Source organism: Arthrobacter sp. 05T410 (genome assembly GCF_056396505.1).
This window is the reverse complement of sequence record NZ_JBFTLP010000037.1, coordinates 13,582-29,938: the sequence shown is the minus strand read 5'-3', so window position 1 is coordinate 29,938 and position 16,357 is coordinate 13,582. Positions and strand designations below refer to the sequence as shown.

The window sequence follows — 16,357 nt, the reverse complement described above, 5'->3', positions numbered from 1 at the left end:
CAACCCCACAAACAGCAACCCCACAAACAGCAACCCCACAAACAGCAACCCCACAAACAGCAACCCCACAAACAGCAACCCCACAAACAGCAACCCCACAAACAGCAACCCCACAAACAGCAACCCCACAAACAAACCCACAAGCCAAGGAGCAGGACAATGACTGACCAACGGAAATTCGAAATCGTCTACGACTCCGAACTGCCCGGTACCCCGGAACGGGTGTGGGAGGCCGTCACCAAGGACACTCCGGCCTGGATGTTCCCCACGGACCAATGGCCGGCGGTCCGGACCGTGGACGAATACCCCTCCCATCTGGTGTCCCGGATGGACGGTCCGGATGGCTGGTTCAACCAGCTGGAGCACGTCTTGGAGCCGCTCGACGGTGGCCGGGCCAGGCTGCACTATGTGCATAGCGGCATCTTCGCGGACAACTGGGACGAGCAGTACGACGGCGCCAGCAAGCACACCGCGTTCTACCTCCACACCCTGGGCCAGTACCTGAAGTACTTCGACGGCAAGCCCGTGGTCTTCGCGGACATCCAGGCACCCGCGGCTTCGCAGACCCCGGACGGCTTCGACCGGCTCAAGCGGGCCCTTGGCGTCGACACTGCCGCTCCGGGCGAGACGGTGGAACTGGAGCTCGACGGCGTCGGGCCGCTGGCCGGCGAAGTGGACTTCTCCAACGAGAACTTCCTCGGCCTGCGGACCGCGGACACGATGTACCGCTTCTTCGGGCGCAACGCCTTCGGCGCGCCGGTGGGCATGACCGTGCACGACTTCAGCGGCAGCGGGGACGCCGGGGCGACGGCCCAAGCCTGGACCGGGTTCCTGGCGAAGGTCTACGCCTAGTTCCTGCGACGCGGATCCCGTCTGGCGATGCCCTGAATGTTCGAGATCGCCGGAACGGGCCGAAGTCGCCGGAATCGACCGGCGACTTCGGACGTTTCCGGCGACCTCGAGACGCGGGAAAGAAAGGGCGTCGCAGGGCGGGCCCGAGGGCGCCCGGTCTCAGGCGATGGCCGCGGCCGGCGGGGACGACAGGTTGCGCCGCAGCTGCGGGGAGGCCTCCAGCCGGTCCTGCGCCGAACGCAATGCCAGCACGGCCGTCTCCAGCTGCTCCGGTGGCAGCGTGAACGGCAACCGCAAGTACTGCTCAAACGCGCCGCCGACACCGAACCGGGGTCCGGCGGCGAGCCGGATCCCGACGTCGGGGGCCAGCACCGCCAGTGCCGTGCTGATCGGCGCCGGGAGTCGGCACCAGACGGACAGGCCGCCGACGGGCCATTCGGGCTCCCAGTCGGGCAGGTGCTCCCGAATCAGTTCCACCAGTTTGTGCCGGTTCTCGCGCAGCGCGGCCAGCCTGTCGGGGAGCGGCTCCGTCATGGCGTTGACCAGATGCGCCCCGGCGAGCTGCTCCACCACCGGCCCGCCCAGGTCCAGGGTGGTGCGGGCAGCGGCGAAACGCTGGATGAGGGGCTCAGTGGCGCGGATCCAGCCGGTGCGCAGCCCTGCCCAGTGCGACTTGCTGAGGGAACCGAGGGAGACCACCGCCGGGCTGAAAGCGGCCATGGGGGTCGAGGCGGCGCCGTCGAGGTTCAACTCCCGCAGCGTCTCGTCCACCACCAGCACAGTGCCCGACGCCGCGGCCGCCTTCACGAGCCGGCGCCGCTGGGAATCGGGCATCAGCCGGCCGGTGGGGTTGTGGAAGTCCGGCACCACATACGCCATCGCGGGCCGCTGCTGGAGCAGCGCTTCCATGGCCTCGAGGTCCCAGCCGCCTGCGACGTTCGGGGCAAGGCCGTTGTGGGCAAGGCCGTTACCGCCTGCGCTGTGGACACGGCCGCCGTGGACTGCGCCGTTATGACCTGTGCCGCCGGGTGCTGCGGCAGGCATGGCCACCGGGACCGGGCGGCAGCCCGCAGCCCGGATCGCGTCGAGGGCGTTCGGGTAGCTCGGATGCTCCACCAGCACCTTGGTCCCGGACCGCCCGGCCAATGTGCGGAGCACAATGTTCAGCGCGTGCTGGGCGCCGGAGGTGACCAGGACCTGCGCGGCCGTTGTCGGGACCCCGGCGGCGGTGTACCGGGCCGCAATGGCTTCCCGGAGCGGGCCCACGCCCAGGGCGTCGTAGCCGAAGCCAGGCAGCAGGGCCGGCAATTCGGTCAGGGCCGCGGCAAAGGCCCGGTGCACCACTTCGCCGCTGGCGGGCAGGGAGGCATAAGCCAGGTCCAGGATCCCGTCCGGCACCGCCAGTCCGGGCGCGCCACTCAGCCGCAGGGCTCCGTCGTGGCCGCCGGCATGCAAGGGCCCCTGGCTCGGGATGCAGCTCCGGCTCCGACTGCCCTGGCCGCTGCTGAGGAAACCCTGCTCTCGCAGCAGGGCGTAGGCCGCCGTCACCGTGGTGCGGCTGATGCCAAGGGCCGCTGCCAGCGAGCGCTCGCTCGGCAGGGCGACGTCCAGGGCGACGCGGCCGTCGAGGATGAGCAGGCGGACGACGTCGGCCAGCTCGCGGTAAGCGGGGGCGGCACCGACGTTCCACTCGCCCAGCAGGCGGGCCAGCGACCCCGGAGTCAAAGAGACGGACATAGAGCCAGTATTTCAAACTGGCTATGGATTGCAAGGCCAGTTTTCGTGGAGGATGGAGACCATGTTGACCCGCAGACTCCTCCAGCTCCTCATCGGCCTCGCTCTTTACGGCATTTCCCTCGCCATGGTCATCCGCGCCAGCCTCGGCACGGCGCCGTGGGACGTGCTCCACCAGGGGCTGGCGGCCAGGACCGGGCTCAGCCTCGGCACGGTGGTGGTTGTTGTCAGCTTCCTGGTGCTGCTGCTGTGGATCCCGCTCCGGCAATGGCCCGGCGTCGGAACCCTGTGCAACGCGGTGCTGGTGGGGGTCTTCGCGGACATCGGGCTGGCCCTGATTCCACAGTTTTCGCATCTGGGCGGCCAGATCTGCCTGCTCGTCGGGGCCGTGCTGCTCAACGGCGTCGCCTCCGCCTGCTACATCGGCGCCCGCCTGGGCCCGGGCGCACGGGACGGGCTCATGACGGGCCTCGCCCGGCGGACGGGCTGGCCGGTCCGGGTATGCCGCACCGGCATTGAAGTGGTGGTCCTTGGCGCGGGCTGGCTGCTGGGCGGCTCGGTCGGTGTGGGCACGGTGCTGTACGCGCTGGCCATTGGCCCCCTGGTGCAGTTGCTGCTGCCGCGGTTCACCGTTCCGGAAGCGCGTCCGGTACCTGAGGCCGGAACTGAAGCCGCAGGAACTGAAACGTCCGGTTCTGAAACGGAAGCCGCCGTTGCCGGGACGGCAGTTCCAGTGGCGGCGGTCCCTGTGGCGGCGGGCAGCGGGCCGGCCGATTGATTTCCGCGGGTTAATTCCCGCGGGCCCCGTCAGCCGGCGCCTTCTCTTCCGGGGCCCGGCAGGGGCTGGCAGGTGGGGCAGTAGTAGATGTCCCGTTCCTCGGTGAAAGTGCCGGCGCCGTTCTCCTTGCCCAGGACGCCGCGGCGGATCGGAGTGCCGCATTTGAGGCACGGCTGGTGCTCGCGCCGGTAAACCCAGTAACCGGGACGCCCGGCGGTGCGGCCCACCGGCACGCCCCGCGCGTTCAGCACGGTGGTCCGCCGGCCCGGCCCGAGGTTGGCGGAGAGCAGGACCTGGGCGTCGGTAATGATGGCGGCCAGATCCGGCACTGCCGAGACGGGCGACGCCGGGTGGACTCCCGCGAGGAAGCAGGCCTCGCACCGGTAGATGTTTCCGATCCCCGCGAGCTTGCTCTGGTCCAGCAGGGCGACGCCTATCGGAACGTCCGGAGCCGCGAGCAGCCGGTGTTCGGCCTCGGCCGCGTCCCAGTCCGGGCCCAGCAGGTCCGGGCCGAGGTGCCCCACGATGGTGTCCTCCTGGTCGGTCCGGACCACCTCAAGGATGCCCAGGGAGAACCCGACGGCGTCGGCCGTGGCGGTCCGCAGCACGCAGCGGGCCGTGAAGCCGGGCTTCCGCCAGCGGCCCCCGGGCGGGTAGACCTGCCAGCTGCCCTCCATCTTCAGGTGCGAATGGATGGTGAGCCGGTCTCTGGACGTCGGGCCCTGGACGCGCATCAGCAGGTGCTTGCCGCGGGGCACCACCTCGGCCACGGTCCAGCCGCCGAGTTTCAGGGTGGCGAAGCGCGGGACCCGGAAGTCGGAGGAGACCAGTTCCTTCCCGGCCAGGGCTGCGTGCAGCTGTGCGGCGGCGCGGAAGACCGAATCGCCCTCAGGCACGGATCCTCAGTCCCTTGGGCGTGGAATAGGCCCCGGCCTGGGCGAGGGCGGCCGCCACCGGGGTGTCCAGGATGCCGTGGCCGTTGACCTTTTCCATGATCAGCTTGTCCACCGCGCCGCGGGTCACCACACCCACCAGGGCCGTGCCGGCCGCGGCCAGGACGTCGGGGTCGTCGCTGAACGCGAGCAGGGTCTTGCCGCCGCGTTCGACGTACAGCGCCAGGGCGCCGTCGACCAGGACCACGAGGGCGCCGGCCTTCCGGCCGGGGCGGTGGCCGGTGCCGGCGTCGACGTTGAGCGCGGGCCACGGCAGTGCGGCGCCGTACGGGTTGGCGGGGTCGGTCGCGGCGAGGGCCAGGGCCACCGGCTCGGCCTTGTGCAACTCGGCGTCCTCGACGTAGGACCGCAGCCGGTCCACCGTGGCCGGGACGGCGAACTGCGCCGCGCCGAGGTGTTCGATGAAGTAGCCGCGGCGGCAGCGTCCGGCTTCCTCGAGCCGGGCCAGCACTTTGTACATGAGGCCGAAGCCGCCGAGGATGTTTTCTGCCATGACCGAGCCGCGGGTGACCACGCCGTAGCGGTCCAGGAGCAGCTCCGCGGTGGCCCGGGCATGGATGGTGGGATCGAGCTCCGGGGAGGGCAGCGCGGACCAGCGTCCCGCGGCGAGCGGGGGAGCGGGCGCGGTGCCGGTCACGGATCCGTACCGGCCGCCGGTGAGTCCCGGTGATCCGAGCAGGCCGGTGCCGTGCGCCCGTCCGAGCCGGCTGAGCCGCGGCGCGCGGGCCCGCGGGGCGCGCCCCACCTGCCGGTGCGCGGTGTGGCCGCCGGCGATCAGGGCCCTGACGGGGGCGAACGTGTCGCCGGTAATCCGGCCCGCCCAGGCGAGATCCCAGAGTGCGGCCACCACGTCCTGGTCGCTGAGCACCGAATCCATGCCGCCGGCAACCTCGGTCAGCTGCCGGAAGAAGTAGCCGCCGCCGTTGTTCTGCAGGTGCTCGAGGAGCCGTCGCTGCGCGTCGCCGGGTTCGAAGTCGATGGACGGGTTCAGCGTCAGTTCGGCCGAATCGGCGAGGTGCAGGCTCACCCAGCCGTCGTTGCCGGGCAGCGAGCCGGCACCGGACCAGAGGACCTCGCCGGCGGCCATGAGCTCGTCCAGCATGGCCGGCTGGTAGTTGGAGACGCGGCTGGCCAGGACAAGCGGCTCCCATGCCGAGGCCGGAATGGGCACGCCGGAGAGCTGGTCGATGGCCGTGATAATGCCGTCCAGGCCGCGGAGCGCGGACTGCCCGCGGCCGCCCGGGGTCCGCAAGTTCTGCCAGGCGGGAAGGAATCGGCCGTAGGCGGCGGCGTCCACCGGTTCGACTTCGGCGCGGAGCGCGGCGAGGGAACGGCGGCGCAGCCTGCGGAGGACCTCGGCGTCGCACCATTCGCTCACGCTGGCCGGAGGCAAAACAGTGGGCAAAACGGCGGGCTGGAACGCCTCCTCGCCGGATCCCTCCACCCCGGATTCTTCACCGCCGGCTGCCGTGCTGGCTGACGTGCCCGCCGGTGGCGCAGCGTGCGGGCGGAACTCTCCTTCCACCACGCGTCCGTCCGCGGCCAGCCGCTTCAGTGCCGTGCCGACGACGGCGACGCCCAGTCCCAGCCGCGCCGCGGCCTCGGCGGCGGTGAAGGGCCCGTGCGTGCGGGCGTAGCGCGAGACGAGGTCGCCGAGGGGGTCCGCGACCGGTTCGATGAAGGCCAGCGGCACACCCATGGGCAGCGGCACGCCGAGGGCATCCCGGAGCCGGGCGGCATCCTCGACGGCCGCGAAGCGTTCGATGCCGCCGATGTTGACCTTGATCGCCCGGTTGGCCCGCTGCAGTGCGGTGAGGTGGGCGCCGGCGTCGGCCTCGGTTGCCGGGGTTTCGACAGGCAGGCCCCCCTGGTCGGTCCCGGCAGCCTCGCTTCCCTGGGCTGGGGCCGCCACCGGCTCCAGCCGGGCGGCGACCTCGTCCGGCGAGAGTGGACCGAGGAGGCGCAGGAGGTCCGCGACGCCCTCCAGCCCGCGCACCTGTCGGTCGCGGGCCAGCCGCTGCAGTTCGCGTTCGGTGGCCTCGATGACCTTCGCATCCAGCAGTTCGCGCAGCTCAACGCGGCCCATGAGCTCGTTGAGCAGGGTGGAATCGAGGGCCAGGGCGGCGGCCCGGCGCTCAGCCAGCGGGGAGTCGCCTTCGTAGAGGAACTGGGCCACGTAGCCAAAGAGTAAAGACTTCGCGAACGGGGAAGGCTGCTGGGTGGTGGTCTGGACGATCCTGAGCTCGCGGCGCTCGACCGACGCGGCGATGTCCTTCAGCGCCGGAAGGTCGTAGACATCCTGCAGGCACTCGCGGACCGTCTCGAGGACAATCGGGAACGTCGGGTACTTCCGGGCAACATCCAGCAGCTGCGCCGAACGCTGCCGCTGCTGCCACAAGGGCTGCCGCTTGCCGGGATTCTGCCGGGGCAGGAGCAACGCGCGGGCCGCGCACTCGCGGAACCGGGAGGCGAACAGGGCGCTCCCGCCGACCTCCGCCGTCACGATCTGCTCGATTTCCTCCGGGTCGAACAGGAACAACTCGGCGCCCGGCGGCTCATCCTCCATCATGGGCACGCGCAGCACGATGCCGTCGTCGGCGGCCATGGCCGAGCCGTCCATCCCGTAGCGCTGCTGCAGGCGCTGGCCCACGGCCAGGGCCCACGGTGCGTGCACGGGCATGCCGAAGGGGCTGTGCAGCACCACGCGCCAGTCGCCAAGCTCGTCATGGAAGCGTTCCACCACGAGGGTCGTGTCGCTGGGGACCACCTCGGTGGCGAGCCGTTGTTCGGCGAGGTACTGGATCAGGTTGTTCGCGGCGTAATCGTCCAGTCCGCTGGCCTTGCACCGCTCGGTGGCCGGCCCGACGTCGGACGCCGCCAGTTCGCGCATGAACGCGCCAAGGGCGCGGCCCAAGTCCACCGGCCGGCCCAGGGAGTCGCCCTTCCAAAAGGGGAGCTTGCCGGGCTGGCCGAACGCCGGCGAGACCAGGACACGGTCGTGCGTGATGTCCTCGATCTTCCAGCTGGTGGCGCCGAGTGCGAAGATGTCGCCAACCCGGGATTCATAGACCATTTCCTCATCGAGTTCCCCCACCCGGCGCCCGCCCTTGGCCGCGGCGGCGGCCGGGCTGGCTGCCCTGCCGTCCGCACTGGCGCCGCCGGAGGAACCGCTACCGCCGGTGCCCTCGACTTCGGTGCCGATGATGTAGACGCCGAACAGCCCGCGGTCCGGGATGGTGCCGCCGGAAGTGACGGCGAGCCGCTGCGCGCCGGGCCTGCCCTCGATGGTCCCGGCGTTCCGGTCCCAGATGACCCGGGGGCGCAGTTCGGCGAATTCGTCCGAGGGGTAGCGCCCGGCAAGGAGGTCCAGGGTGGCTTCGAACGCGGAGCGGGGGAGCGAGGCGAACGGCGCCGACCGCCGGACCGTGTTGAACCAGTCCTCCACGTCGATGGCACCGAGGGCAGTGGCGGCGACCGTCTGCTGGGCCAGGATGTCCAGCGGGTTGGCCGGTACGCTCAGCCGCTCGATCTTGCCCGCGAGCATCCGCTCCACGGTGATGGCCGTGTGGACCAGGTCTGCCCGGTGCTTCGGGAACAGGACGCCCTGGGAGACTTCGCCGACCTGGTGGCCGGCGCGGCCCACCCGCTGCAGGCCGCTGGCCACGGAGGGCGGCGACTCGACCTGCACCACCAGGTCCACGGCACCCATGTCGATGCCGAGCTCGAGTGAGGACGTGGCCACGACGCAGCGCAGCCGCCCGGATTTCAGGTCATCTTCGATCAGGGCGCGCTGGTCCTTGGACACGGAGCCGTGGTGGGCGCGGGCCAGCACGGGATCGGCGCCGGCGGTGCTCCCGGCCTGGGCCATCATGTGGGCCGGTGTGGCGGTGGATGTGGGCTGCGCGGCGGCGCGGCCGGACGGCATGCCCCCGCGGCCGGACGGCACCGGACTCGGCACGTCATTCGGTCCGGCGTCGAAGTCCGGGGCGCCGGCGCCAAAGTCCGTCCAGCCGCCGCCGGCTGCCAGGAGCTGGCGTTCGGCGTAGATCTCGTTGAGCCGGGCGGTGAGCCGTTCGGCGAGGCGGCGGGAGTTCGCAAACACGATGGTGGACTGGTTGGCGAGCACCAGGTCCACGATCTTTTCCTCCACATGCGGCCAGATGGAGGCCTGGGGCTGCAGCCCGGAGGCCGGACCGGAGTCGAAGGCCCCGGCGGCGCCCTGGAGATCGGACATGTCCTCCACCGGGACGGAGACAGTCAGGTCCCAGTTCTTCCGTGACGGAGGGGCGACAATTTCCACCGGCGCCGAGCCGGCGAGGAACTGCGCCACCAGCTCCTTGGGTTCCACGGTGGCCGACAGCCCGATCCGCTGGGCGGGCTTGGGCAGCAGCGCGTCCAGCCGTTCCAGCGATACTGCCAGATGCGCCCCGCGCTTGGTGCCGGCGACGGCGTGGACCTCGTCGACGATGATCGTGTCCACTTCGCTGAGGGTTTCGCGGGCCTTCGACGTCAGCATCAGGAAGAGCGATTCCGGGGTGGTGATGAGGATATCGGGCGGGTGGCTGAGCAGCGAGCGGCGGTCCGACGCCGTCGTGTCCCCGGACCGGACGCCCACGGTAATGAGCGGGGCCGGCAGGTCCAGGCGTTTGGCGGTCTGCGTGATGCCGATCAGCGGCGCGCGGAGGTTGCGTTCGACGTCGACGCCGAGAGCCTTGAGCGGGGATATGTACAGCACACGGGTCTTGCGCTGGGGCGCCTTGCCTCGAGCAGGCTTCCGGCGCCCGCCCTTGGCCGCCGGGTCCAGGCCGGGCAGGGCGTCGGGCTCTGCGGGCGCGGAGACAAGCAACCGGTCCAGCGCCCAGAGGAACGCGGCGAGCGTCTTGCCGGAGCCGGTGGGTGCGACGACGAGGGCGTGCGCACCGGAGGAGATGGCATTCCAGGCGCCGTTCTGGGCCGGTGTGGGCGCGGAAAAAGCGCCCAGGAACCAGTCCCGGGTCGGCCGGCTGAACCGGTCCATGGCGTCGGCCGCGAGTGTGCCGCCGGCGAGCTCCTGCCCCTTCATTCCTCCATCATGCCCTACCCCGCCGACACTATTGGCCGGGCCACATCATGGGGCGGCGGGTCCCGCGGGGGCCAGGTGCCCCGGGACGGGTGGGAGCGCAGACGCGCTGGATCAGAGACGCGGGGGACGGGTGTTACTTGGGCTGGAAGGCACCGATGGTCAGCAGGTTGATCTCCGTGTTGGTGCAGGCGTCCAGTTGCTGCGGAATGAACAGCGACGCGGTGTCGTTGGGCGGGTAGACCCGGAATCCTGCCGCCGGTGTCTTGGTGCAGTCCGGGTAGTTGGCGGCCTGGGTGTAGCGCAGGGTGGCTGTGCCGGCCTTGCCCGGGGCAAGCGTGACGTCGGTGACCGGGCCCGAGTCGTCGCGGGTGGCGGCGGCGCCGATCGGCTCACCGTCGGCCCCTGCTGTGAGGGAGACGCCCGCGAAGCCCTTCAGCAGGCACGGTTCGGTGCCGGAGTTGGTCAGGATCAGCTGCATGTAGATGCTGCCGGCCGCGCCGCCGCCCGTGGCGTCGGTGGTGCCGGTCAGGCTTGCGGCCTTGCACAGCTGGGGGCCGCCCTTGGCGGTGGACGGTGCGGCGGCCGCAGAGGATTCCGGCGCGGCAGCGGACGTCGCGGGCGGCTGGCTGGTTTCCGTGGCAGACGGGCTGGGCGGGGACGTGGCCGACTGGGCCTGCGTCGAGCTGCCCCCGCAGCCGCTGAATAGGAGGGCCGCCGCGGCAGCCGTTGTCACAACCAGTGCGTGCTTCATTCGCTGAGACCTCATGGCTCAACCATTATCCCCGCCGTTGCCTTAGTCAACGATGCCACTGCGACGGAGCCCGATTGATGTCCGGATTGTGATTTCCCGGCATAGGCCGAGGTCAACTGCGCCGCGTGCTCTATTCCGCAGCCGGCGAGCAGCTGCCCTAGTCGGTCTCGGGCCCCGAGCAGTAGTGGCAGTCGTCGGGGCAGGAAGCGGCCCAGGGGTCCGTCCCGGACGCGGACCCGGACAGGATTTCCGGCTGCCGTGCCAGGGCCGTTGGCCGGTCAGTTGCCAGCATGGCCGGCTCCTTCGGGTTCTGCCACGCTCAGTTCAAAGCCGTCGGCAACGTGGAACAGCTGACGGTGCCCGCCGTCGGAGAGCACCCATACGACGTCGCCGTCGGGCGTGCGGTTATCCACCAGGCCCGCGTGCTCAAGGCGGCCGCCACGGTGGAGGTGGACGGCGTCGCCGATCTCGACATCGTCCCAATGGGCGGCGCTGCCGGAAGGCCGGTTTTTCTGCAAGGTCATGAGGAGTCCTGAACGGTCACGGGGAAACGAGGATGTGACCCAGCTAACCGTGGAATGGCCTCCCGCCTCAATGGTCAAGTGAATGAGACACTGACTTACTGTTGTGCACAAGTCCAGGGCCGGAAGTTCAGGGCAAGAGCCCGGGCAGAACTCCGGACGGTAGGCGGCCGTCTACGTGTCCGTGCGCGCTGCGCGGCGGGTCAGCCAGGCAAAGGTGGGCGGCGGAGGCGGTGGGACCGCCGCCCCGGCAGCGCTGCCCCCCGCTGCCGCGCGGCGCCGGCGCAGTTCCAGGGCGAGGCTCTCCTGGCCGCGGGCCATCGCCCAGCGGTGGTTGGCGGCGAAGGCCGGCTTCAGCAGCCAGCTCAGCCGCCGTAGTAGGGGCTTGGCGGCGCTGACGCGCCAGTCGTAGGTGATGACCGTTTCCGGCCCGTCAGGCTCGAAGGTCCAGCGGCCGGTGCCGTTCAGATCGCCTGCCGCGGTGAGGGCGAAGCCGCGGGCCGTGACGGGCTCCGTAACCGTGAGGGTCCAGCGGAGCGTATAGGGCAGCCAGCCCTTCGTGTGCAGACGCGTGGGGCGCGGAATGCCGGGCCGAGGGTCGGGGCCGCCGGCCACGGGCTCGACGCTGAGATAGACGGAAGGCCACCAGCGCGGCATGGCGGTGGCGTCGCCCAGGACGGCCGCGACCTCCTCCGGCGTGCCCGCCACGCGCCAGACGGTCCGGAACTCATAATCTGTGCTGCCCATCGGGGCCTCCTTTCAGCCCTGCGTGGATGCCCTCACTATCAATTCGGGCGGAAAGACCACCTGGGTGGGTGCGAAGCCGTCCTCCGATGCCGCCTCCCGGAGCAGCAGTTCCAGTGCGGTGGAGCCGATGAGGGCGCTGGGCTGCCGGATGGAGGACAGCGGGACGACGGCGGCGGCGGCGAACTCTATGTCGTCGTAGCCGATCAGGGCTATCTCCTGCGGCACCTTGACGCCGCCCATGAGCATCAGGCCCTGCAGGGCACCCACGGCAAGCAGGTCGTTGGCTGCAAAGATCGCATCCGGGCGTTCGGCTTCGGGCCGGGCCTGGATGGACTCGCCGGCCGCCCTGCCCGAAAGCACGGTCAGGGATTCCGTGGCGATGACCTCCAGCGTTGCACCCGCAACGGCGTCGATGGCCTTCCGCGCCCCTGCCAAACGGTCCGCTACCTGCCGGATGCTTGCCGGGCCGCCGATAAACGCGATCCGCCGCCTGCCCAGCGACAACAGGTGGGCCGCAGCCATCTCCCCGCCCGCCAGGTCGTCCACGGCCACGGAGGAGAAGCTCGTGTTCTCTGTCTGCCGGTCCACGAGCACTGTAGGGATGCCCCGGCGCCGGAGCTGCTCCAGCCGGGGAATCACATTTCCTACCGGGGACAGCAGCACGCCCCGCACGCGCTGCTGCTCAAAGAGGTCCAGATACGCGGATTCCCGGCCCTCGTCCTCGTTGCTGTTGCCGACGAGGACGGTGAAGTTCTCCGCGGCGGCGCGGTCCTCCGCGCCCCGGGCCAGATCCGAGAAGAAGGGGTTGGCAGCGTCCAGGACCACCAGGCCGATGCTGTGGCTCATGCCCGCGCGCAACTGGCGCGCGGCGTCGTTCCGGACGAAGCCGAGCTTGTCGATGGCGGACTGGACCCTCAGGGTAACTTCCGCGGAAACCTTCTGCGGCCGGTTCAGCACATTGGAGACCGTCCCCACCGAGACGCCGGCCAGTGCCGCGACGTCCTTGACGCTCGCTGAAACCATTTCCTGTGCTCCTGAAGGTGGACGCCGCAGCCCCTGGGGCCAGGCGGCGCGTACGCAAAATAGTCACTTCAGGATACCCGTCCGGGGTCCACTTTGAACCCTTTCATTGAAACGAATCAAAAGCAGCGTCACGAATGCCTGACGTCAGTTGACGTGTTGATTTGAAGACCTTATGATTCAAATCACAACTCGTTATGAAACGATTCATTTCGTGTTCACTAGGCACAGTTCACTAAGCCCCAAAGGTGCGGTCAATTTTATGCAGCAGACACACAGTTCCCGGTCCGGCCCCGCTGAGGGGGAGCAGGTTCCGGTCCTCTCGCTCTCCCACGCAGCCAAGACCTTCGGCCCGGTGGTCGCCCTGGCCGACGGCACCATCCACATCGAGGCTGGCGAAATCCACGCACTCGTCGGCGAGAACGGCGCCGGCAAGTCCACGCTGGTGAAAATCCTCGCTGGCCTGCACCACCCCGATTCCGGCGACTTCCAGGTGGCAGGCCAGAGCGTCCAGTTCCGCAATGTTGCCGAGAGCAAGGACGCCGGAATCTCGGTCATCTACCAGGAACCCACGCTCTTCCCCGACCTGAGCGTCGCGGAGAACATTTTCATCGGCCGCCAGCCCAAGGGCCGCTTCGGGCTCATCAGCAAAGCGACCATGGTCAGGGAGGCGCGCAAGCTGTTCGAGCGGCTCGGCGTTCCGATCGACCCGACCCGCATCGCCGAAGGCCTGTCCATCGCGGACCAGCAGATCATTGAAATCGCCAAGGCCATTTCGCTGGACGCCAAAGTCCTGGTGATGGACGAGCCCACGGCAGCCCTCAGCGGCGTCGAGGTGGAACGGCTGTTCGCCGTGGCCCGGAGCCTCCGGGACCGCGGGACCGGCATCCTCTTCATTTCGCACCGTTTCGACGAAGTCTTTGACCTGTGCGACCGCATCACCGTGATGCGGGACGGCCGGTACATCTCCACCCACCGCACGGCCGACGTCACCGTCGAGCAGGTCGTTCGCGAGATGGTGGGCCGCGACATTGGCGCCCTGTTCCCCAAGACCCCTGCCGAGATCGGCGACGTGGTCCTGAAAGTGGACGGCCTCAGCCGCGCCGGGGTGTTCCGCGATATCAGCTTCGAGGTCCGCGCCGGGGAAATCGTTGCCTTGGCCGGCCTCGTCGGCGCCGGCCGCACAGAGGTGGCCCGTGCCGTATTCGGCATCGACCCCTACGACGCCGGCGATATCACCTTCGACGGACGCAAGCTCAGGCCGAGGAATCCCCAGGTGGCCATCACCGCCGGCATGGGCTTCGTGCCGGAGGACCGCCGCAAGCAGGGCCTCGTGATGGACCTGTCCGTGGCCCGGAACGTCACGCTCACGCTGCGCAACAAGTACACGACGGCGGGCCTGATCAACGGGGGCGCGGAGCGGCGCGCGGCCCAGGAATGGAGCAAACGGCTCCAGGTCAAGACCGGCTCGCAGGAGTACGCCGTCTCCACGCTCTCCGGCGGCAACCAGCAAAAGGTGGTGCTCGCCAAGTGGCTGGCCACGGACCCGCGGCTGCTGATCATCGACGAGCCCACCCGCGGCATCGACGTCGGCACCAAGAGCGAGGTCCACCGGCTCATATCGGACCTTGCCGGGCGCGGGATCGCGATCCTGATGATCTCCTCGGAACTGCCCGAGGTCCTCGGCATGGCGGACCGCGTCCTGGTCATGCGCGAAGGCCGGATCACCGCCGAACTCGACCGTGCCGATGCGAACCCCGAATCGGTCATGCACGCCGCCACGTCTTCCGCAGGAGGAACCCTGTGAGCTCAGCTCTGGACCACAAGAACGCAACGACGCCGGCACCCGACGCCGGAGCCCGGGGCGCCGTCGCCTCGCTGCTGCGGATGCGCGAACTCCCCGTGCTGATCGCGCTGGCACTGCTGGTACTGGTCACCTACCTGATTAACCCGTTGTTCCTCACCGCGCAGGGCGTGAAGGACCTGCTGCTCAACGCCACGATCATCATGATTCTGGCGGTGGGGCAGACCCTGCTGATCATCACCAGGAACATCGACCTTTCCGTCGGCTCCATGCTGGGGCTGGTCGCCTTCGGCACCGGCTCCCTTTTCTCGGCCATGCCCGACGTGCCGATCATCGCAGTCTTTGTGATCGGCATGGCCTTCGGGGCGCTGCTGGGCGCCGTCAACGGCGCCCTGGTCACCCTCGCCAAAGTGCCCGCCCTGGTCATCACCCTCGGGACGCTTTACGTGTACCGCGGCCTGAACAACGCCTGGGCCGGCGGCAAGCAGTACTTCGCCGGCGACCGTCCGGAGGAGTTCGGCGCCCTCTCGGTGAACACCTTTCTGGGGTTCCCCGTCATCACGCTGCTGGCCATCGTCGTCGTAATCGCCGTCGCCATCTACATGTCCGGCACCCGCCCGGGCCGTGACCTGTACGCCATCGGCTCGGACCCGGACGCGGCCACCGCCTTCGGCATCAAGGTCTCCAAGCGCGTGTTCCTCGCGTTCCTGGCCAACGGCGCGCTCGCCGGCCTGGCCGGTGTGCTTTACGCCAGCCGCTTCAACTCCGTCGGCGCCACCACCGGCACGGGGATGGAACTGACCGTGGTGGCGGCCGCCGTCGTCGGTGGTGTGGCCATCTTCGGCGGCAGCGGATCGGTGACCGGGGCCGCGCTCGGCGCCGTCCTCCTGACCACCATCACCAGCTCCCTGACCGCCCTGCGGGTGGACAAGTTCTGGCAGCAGGCGATCGTCGGCGTGCTGATCCTCACCGCCATCATCATCGACCGCGTGGCCAGCCTGCGCACAGCCAAGAAACTGCGGATTAGCGAGGCTCGCAATGTCTGAAACCACGTCCACCACCAGCACGGCGCCGGCTCCCGTGGCTGACAACACCAAGCCGCTGGCCAGCGAACCGAAGGGCCGGACCGGGGCCGCGCGGATCCTGATGGGCCGTGACGCGGTCACCATCTACGCCCTGATTGCTTTCCTGATCTACGCCGCCATCGCCATTCCGCGCTTCGCCTCGCCGGTCACCACCGGCTTCCTGCTCCTGGACGTGATCCCGGTCCTGCTGATTGCCATGCCGATGACGCTGATCATCATCACGGGCGAAATCGACTTGTCCGTGGCCAGCACCGCCGGCCTGACCAGCGCCCTGATGGGCGTCCTCTGGGCCGGCGGGACGGACATCTGGCTGGCCCTGGCAATCAGCCTGCTGGCAGGAATTGCCGCCGGCATGTTCAACGGCTTCCTGATCGCGGTCCTCGGACTGCCCTCCCTGGCGGTCACCATCGGCACCCTGGCGTTGTTCCGCGGCCTGGCCCTGGTCATCATCGGCGACAACGCCGTGGCCAACTTCCCCAAGGCGCTGACCGCCTTCTTCACCTCCAAAATCGGCGGTACCGGCATCCCCACGGTGATGATCGGCGTCGTGGTGGTGATGGTCTTCTTCGGCGTGCTGCTGCACTTCACACCGTTCGGACGCGGCCTCTATGCGATGGGCTACAGCAAGGAAGCCGCCAGCTTCGTCGGGATCAACGTCGCCCGCAGCAAGTTCTGGCTCTACGTCGGGTCCGGCGCCGTTTCGGCTCTCGCCGGCATCTACTGGACGCTGCGCTACACAAGCGCCCGCAGCGACAACGCCTCCGGCCTGGAACTGGCCGTCATCGCCGCCGTCCTGCTCGGCGGCGTGTCGATCTTCGGCGGCAAGGGCTCCATCCCCGGCGTCATCGCCGGCGTCCTGCTGATCGGCACGCTCAACTACGCCCTCCGCCTGGCCCGGGTGTCCGACGTCGTCCTCATCACGGTGACCGGACTGCTGCTGATCCTCTCAGTGGTGGCGCCGAGCATCGGCTCCGCCATCAGGCAATGGCGGCACACCCGCCGCGTCCGCCGAAGTTTCACCCGCAAGGCCACCTGAAATCTGCACACCAC

At 69.5% G+C, this 16,357-nt stretch carries 13 protein-coding genes; 5 read left to right on the top strand and 8 right to left on the bottom strand.

The features are described 5' to 3' along the window. The first annotated feature begins 159 nt into the window (after positions 1–159). Complete coding sequence (locus AC1DFR_RS22145; RefSeq protein ID WP_476874485.1) at positions 160–852, top strand: SRPBCC family protein; 693 nt, start codon at positions 160–162, stop codon at positions 850–852. Positions 853–1,011: 159 nt separating this feature from the next. On the opposite strand, the gene yczR is transcribed toward AC1DFR_RS22145, so the two are convergent. After that, positions 1,012–2,589 carry a MocR-like transcription factor YczR gene (gene yczR / locus AC1DFR_RS22140; protein WP_476874484.1) on the bottom strand — a complete coding sequence of 526 codons (1,578 nt, stop codon included), beginning with the start codon at positions 2,587–2,589 and terminating at the stop codon, positions 1,012–1,014. A 61-nt stretch (positions 2,590–2,650) separates the two neighbouring features. Here yczR and yczE point away from each other — a divergent pair, with 61 nt between their 5' ends. Then, positions 2,651–3,364, top strand: a complete 714-nt coding sequence (gene yczE, locus AC1DFR_RS22135; protein WP_476874483.1) for a membrane protein YczE — start codon at positions 2,651–2,653, stop codon at positions 3,362–3,364. Between the two features lie 29 nt (positions 3,365–3,393). On the opposite strand, the gene AC1DFR_RS22130 is transcribed toward yczE, so the two are convergent. The 7 genes from AC1DFR_RS22130 to AC1DFR_RS22100 form a co-directional block, all read right to left on the bottom strand. Next, a complete protein-coding gene (locus AC1DFR_RS22130; protein WP_476874482.1) occupies positions 3,394–4,260 on the bottom strand; it encodes a DNA-formamidopyrimidine glycosylase family protein in 867 nt (288 codons plus the stop codon). Next, positions 4,253–9,379, bottom strand: coding sequence for a DNA glycosylase AlkZ-like family protein (locus AC1DFR_RS22125; protein ID WP_476874481.1), 5,127 nt, complete (start codon positions 9,377–9,379; stop codon positions 4,253–4,255). The genes AC1DFR_RS22130 and AC1DFR_RS22125 overlap by 8 nt, the downstream gene beginning before the upstream one ends. Positions 9,380–9,512: 133 nt before the next feature. Beyond that, on the bottom strand, positions 9,513–10,145 hold the full coding sequence (locus tag AC1DFR_RS22120) for a DUF4232 domain-containing protein (RefSeq protein ID WP_476860101.1): 633 nt from the start codon (positions 10,143–10,145) through the stop codon (positions 9,513–9,515). 142 nt (positions 10,146–10,287) lie between these two features. Further along, positions 10,288–10,422: a hypothetical protein gene (locus AC1DFR_RS22115; protein WP_476860448.1), complete on the bottom strand. Its 135-nt coding sequence runs from the start codon at positions 10,420–10,422 to the stop codon at positions 10,288–10,290. Further along, entirely contained in the window at positions 10,409–10,654 is a 246-nt protein-coding gene (locus tag AC1DFR_RS22110) for a hypothetical protein (protein WP_476860447.1), read from the bottom strand. Before AC1DFR_RS22110 ends, AC1DFR_RS22115 begins: the two co-directional genes overlap by 14 nt. A 171-nt stretch (positions 10,655–10,825) precedes the next feature. Beyond that, a complete protein-coding gene (locus tag AC1DFR_RS22105) occupies positions 10,826–11,398 on the bottom strand; it encodes an SRPBCC family protein (protein WP_476874480.1) in 573 nt (190 codons plus the stop codon). 12 nt (positions 11,399–11,410) lie between these two features. Further along, positions 11,411–12,421, bottom strand: coding sequence for a LacI family DNA-binding transcriptional regulator (locus AC1DFR_RS22100; RefSeq protein WP_476850649.1), 1,011 nt, complete (start codon positions 12,419–12,421; stop codon positions 11,411–11,413). A gap of 259 nt (positions 12,422–12,680) precedes the next feature. On the opposite strand from AC1DFR_RS22100, the gene AC1DFR_RS22095 reads away from it, so the two are divergent. From AC1DFR_RS22095 to AC1DFR_RS22085, 3 genes are read left to right on the top strand one after another with little or no spacing between them, the layout of a single operon-like run. Beyond that, complete coding sequence (locus AC1DFR_RS22095; RefSeq protein ID WP_476850648.1) at positions 12,681–14,225, top strand: sugar ABC transporter ATP-binding protein; 1,545 nt, start codon at positions 12,681–12,683, stop codon at positions 14,223–14,225. Beyond that, a complete protein-coding gene (locus AC1DFR_RS22090) occupies positions 14,222–15,268 on the top strand; it encodes an ABC transporter permease (RefSeq protein ID WP_243182157.1) in 1,047 nt (348 codons plus the stop codon). The genes AC1DFR_RS22095 and AC1DFR_RS22090 overlap by 4 nt, the downstream gene beginning before the upstream one ends. Next, positions 15,261–16,343 carry an ABC transporter permease gene (locus AC1DFR_RS22085; protein ID WP_476860444.1) on the top strand — a complete coding sequence of 361 codons (1,083 nt, stop codon included), beginning with the start codon at positions 15,261–15,263 and terminating at the stop codon, positions 16,341–16,343. Before AC1DFR_RS22090 ends, AC1DFR_RS22085 begins: the two co-directional genes overlap by 8 nt. The last annotated feature ends 14 nt before the right edge of the window (positions 16,344–16,357 follow it).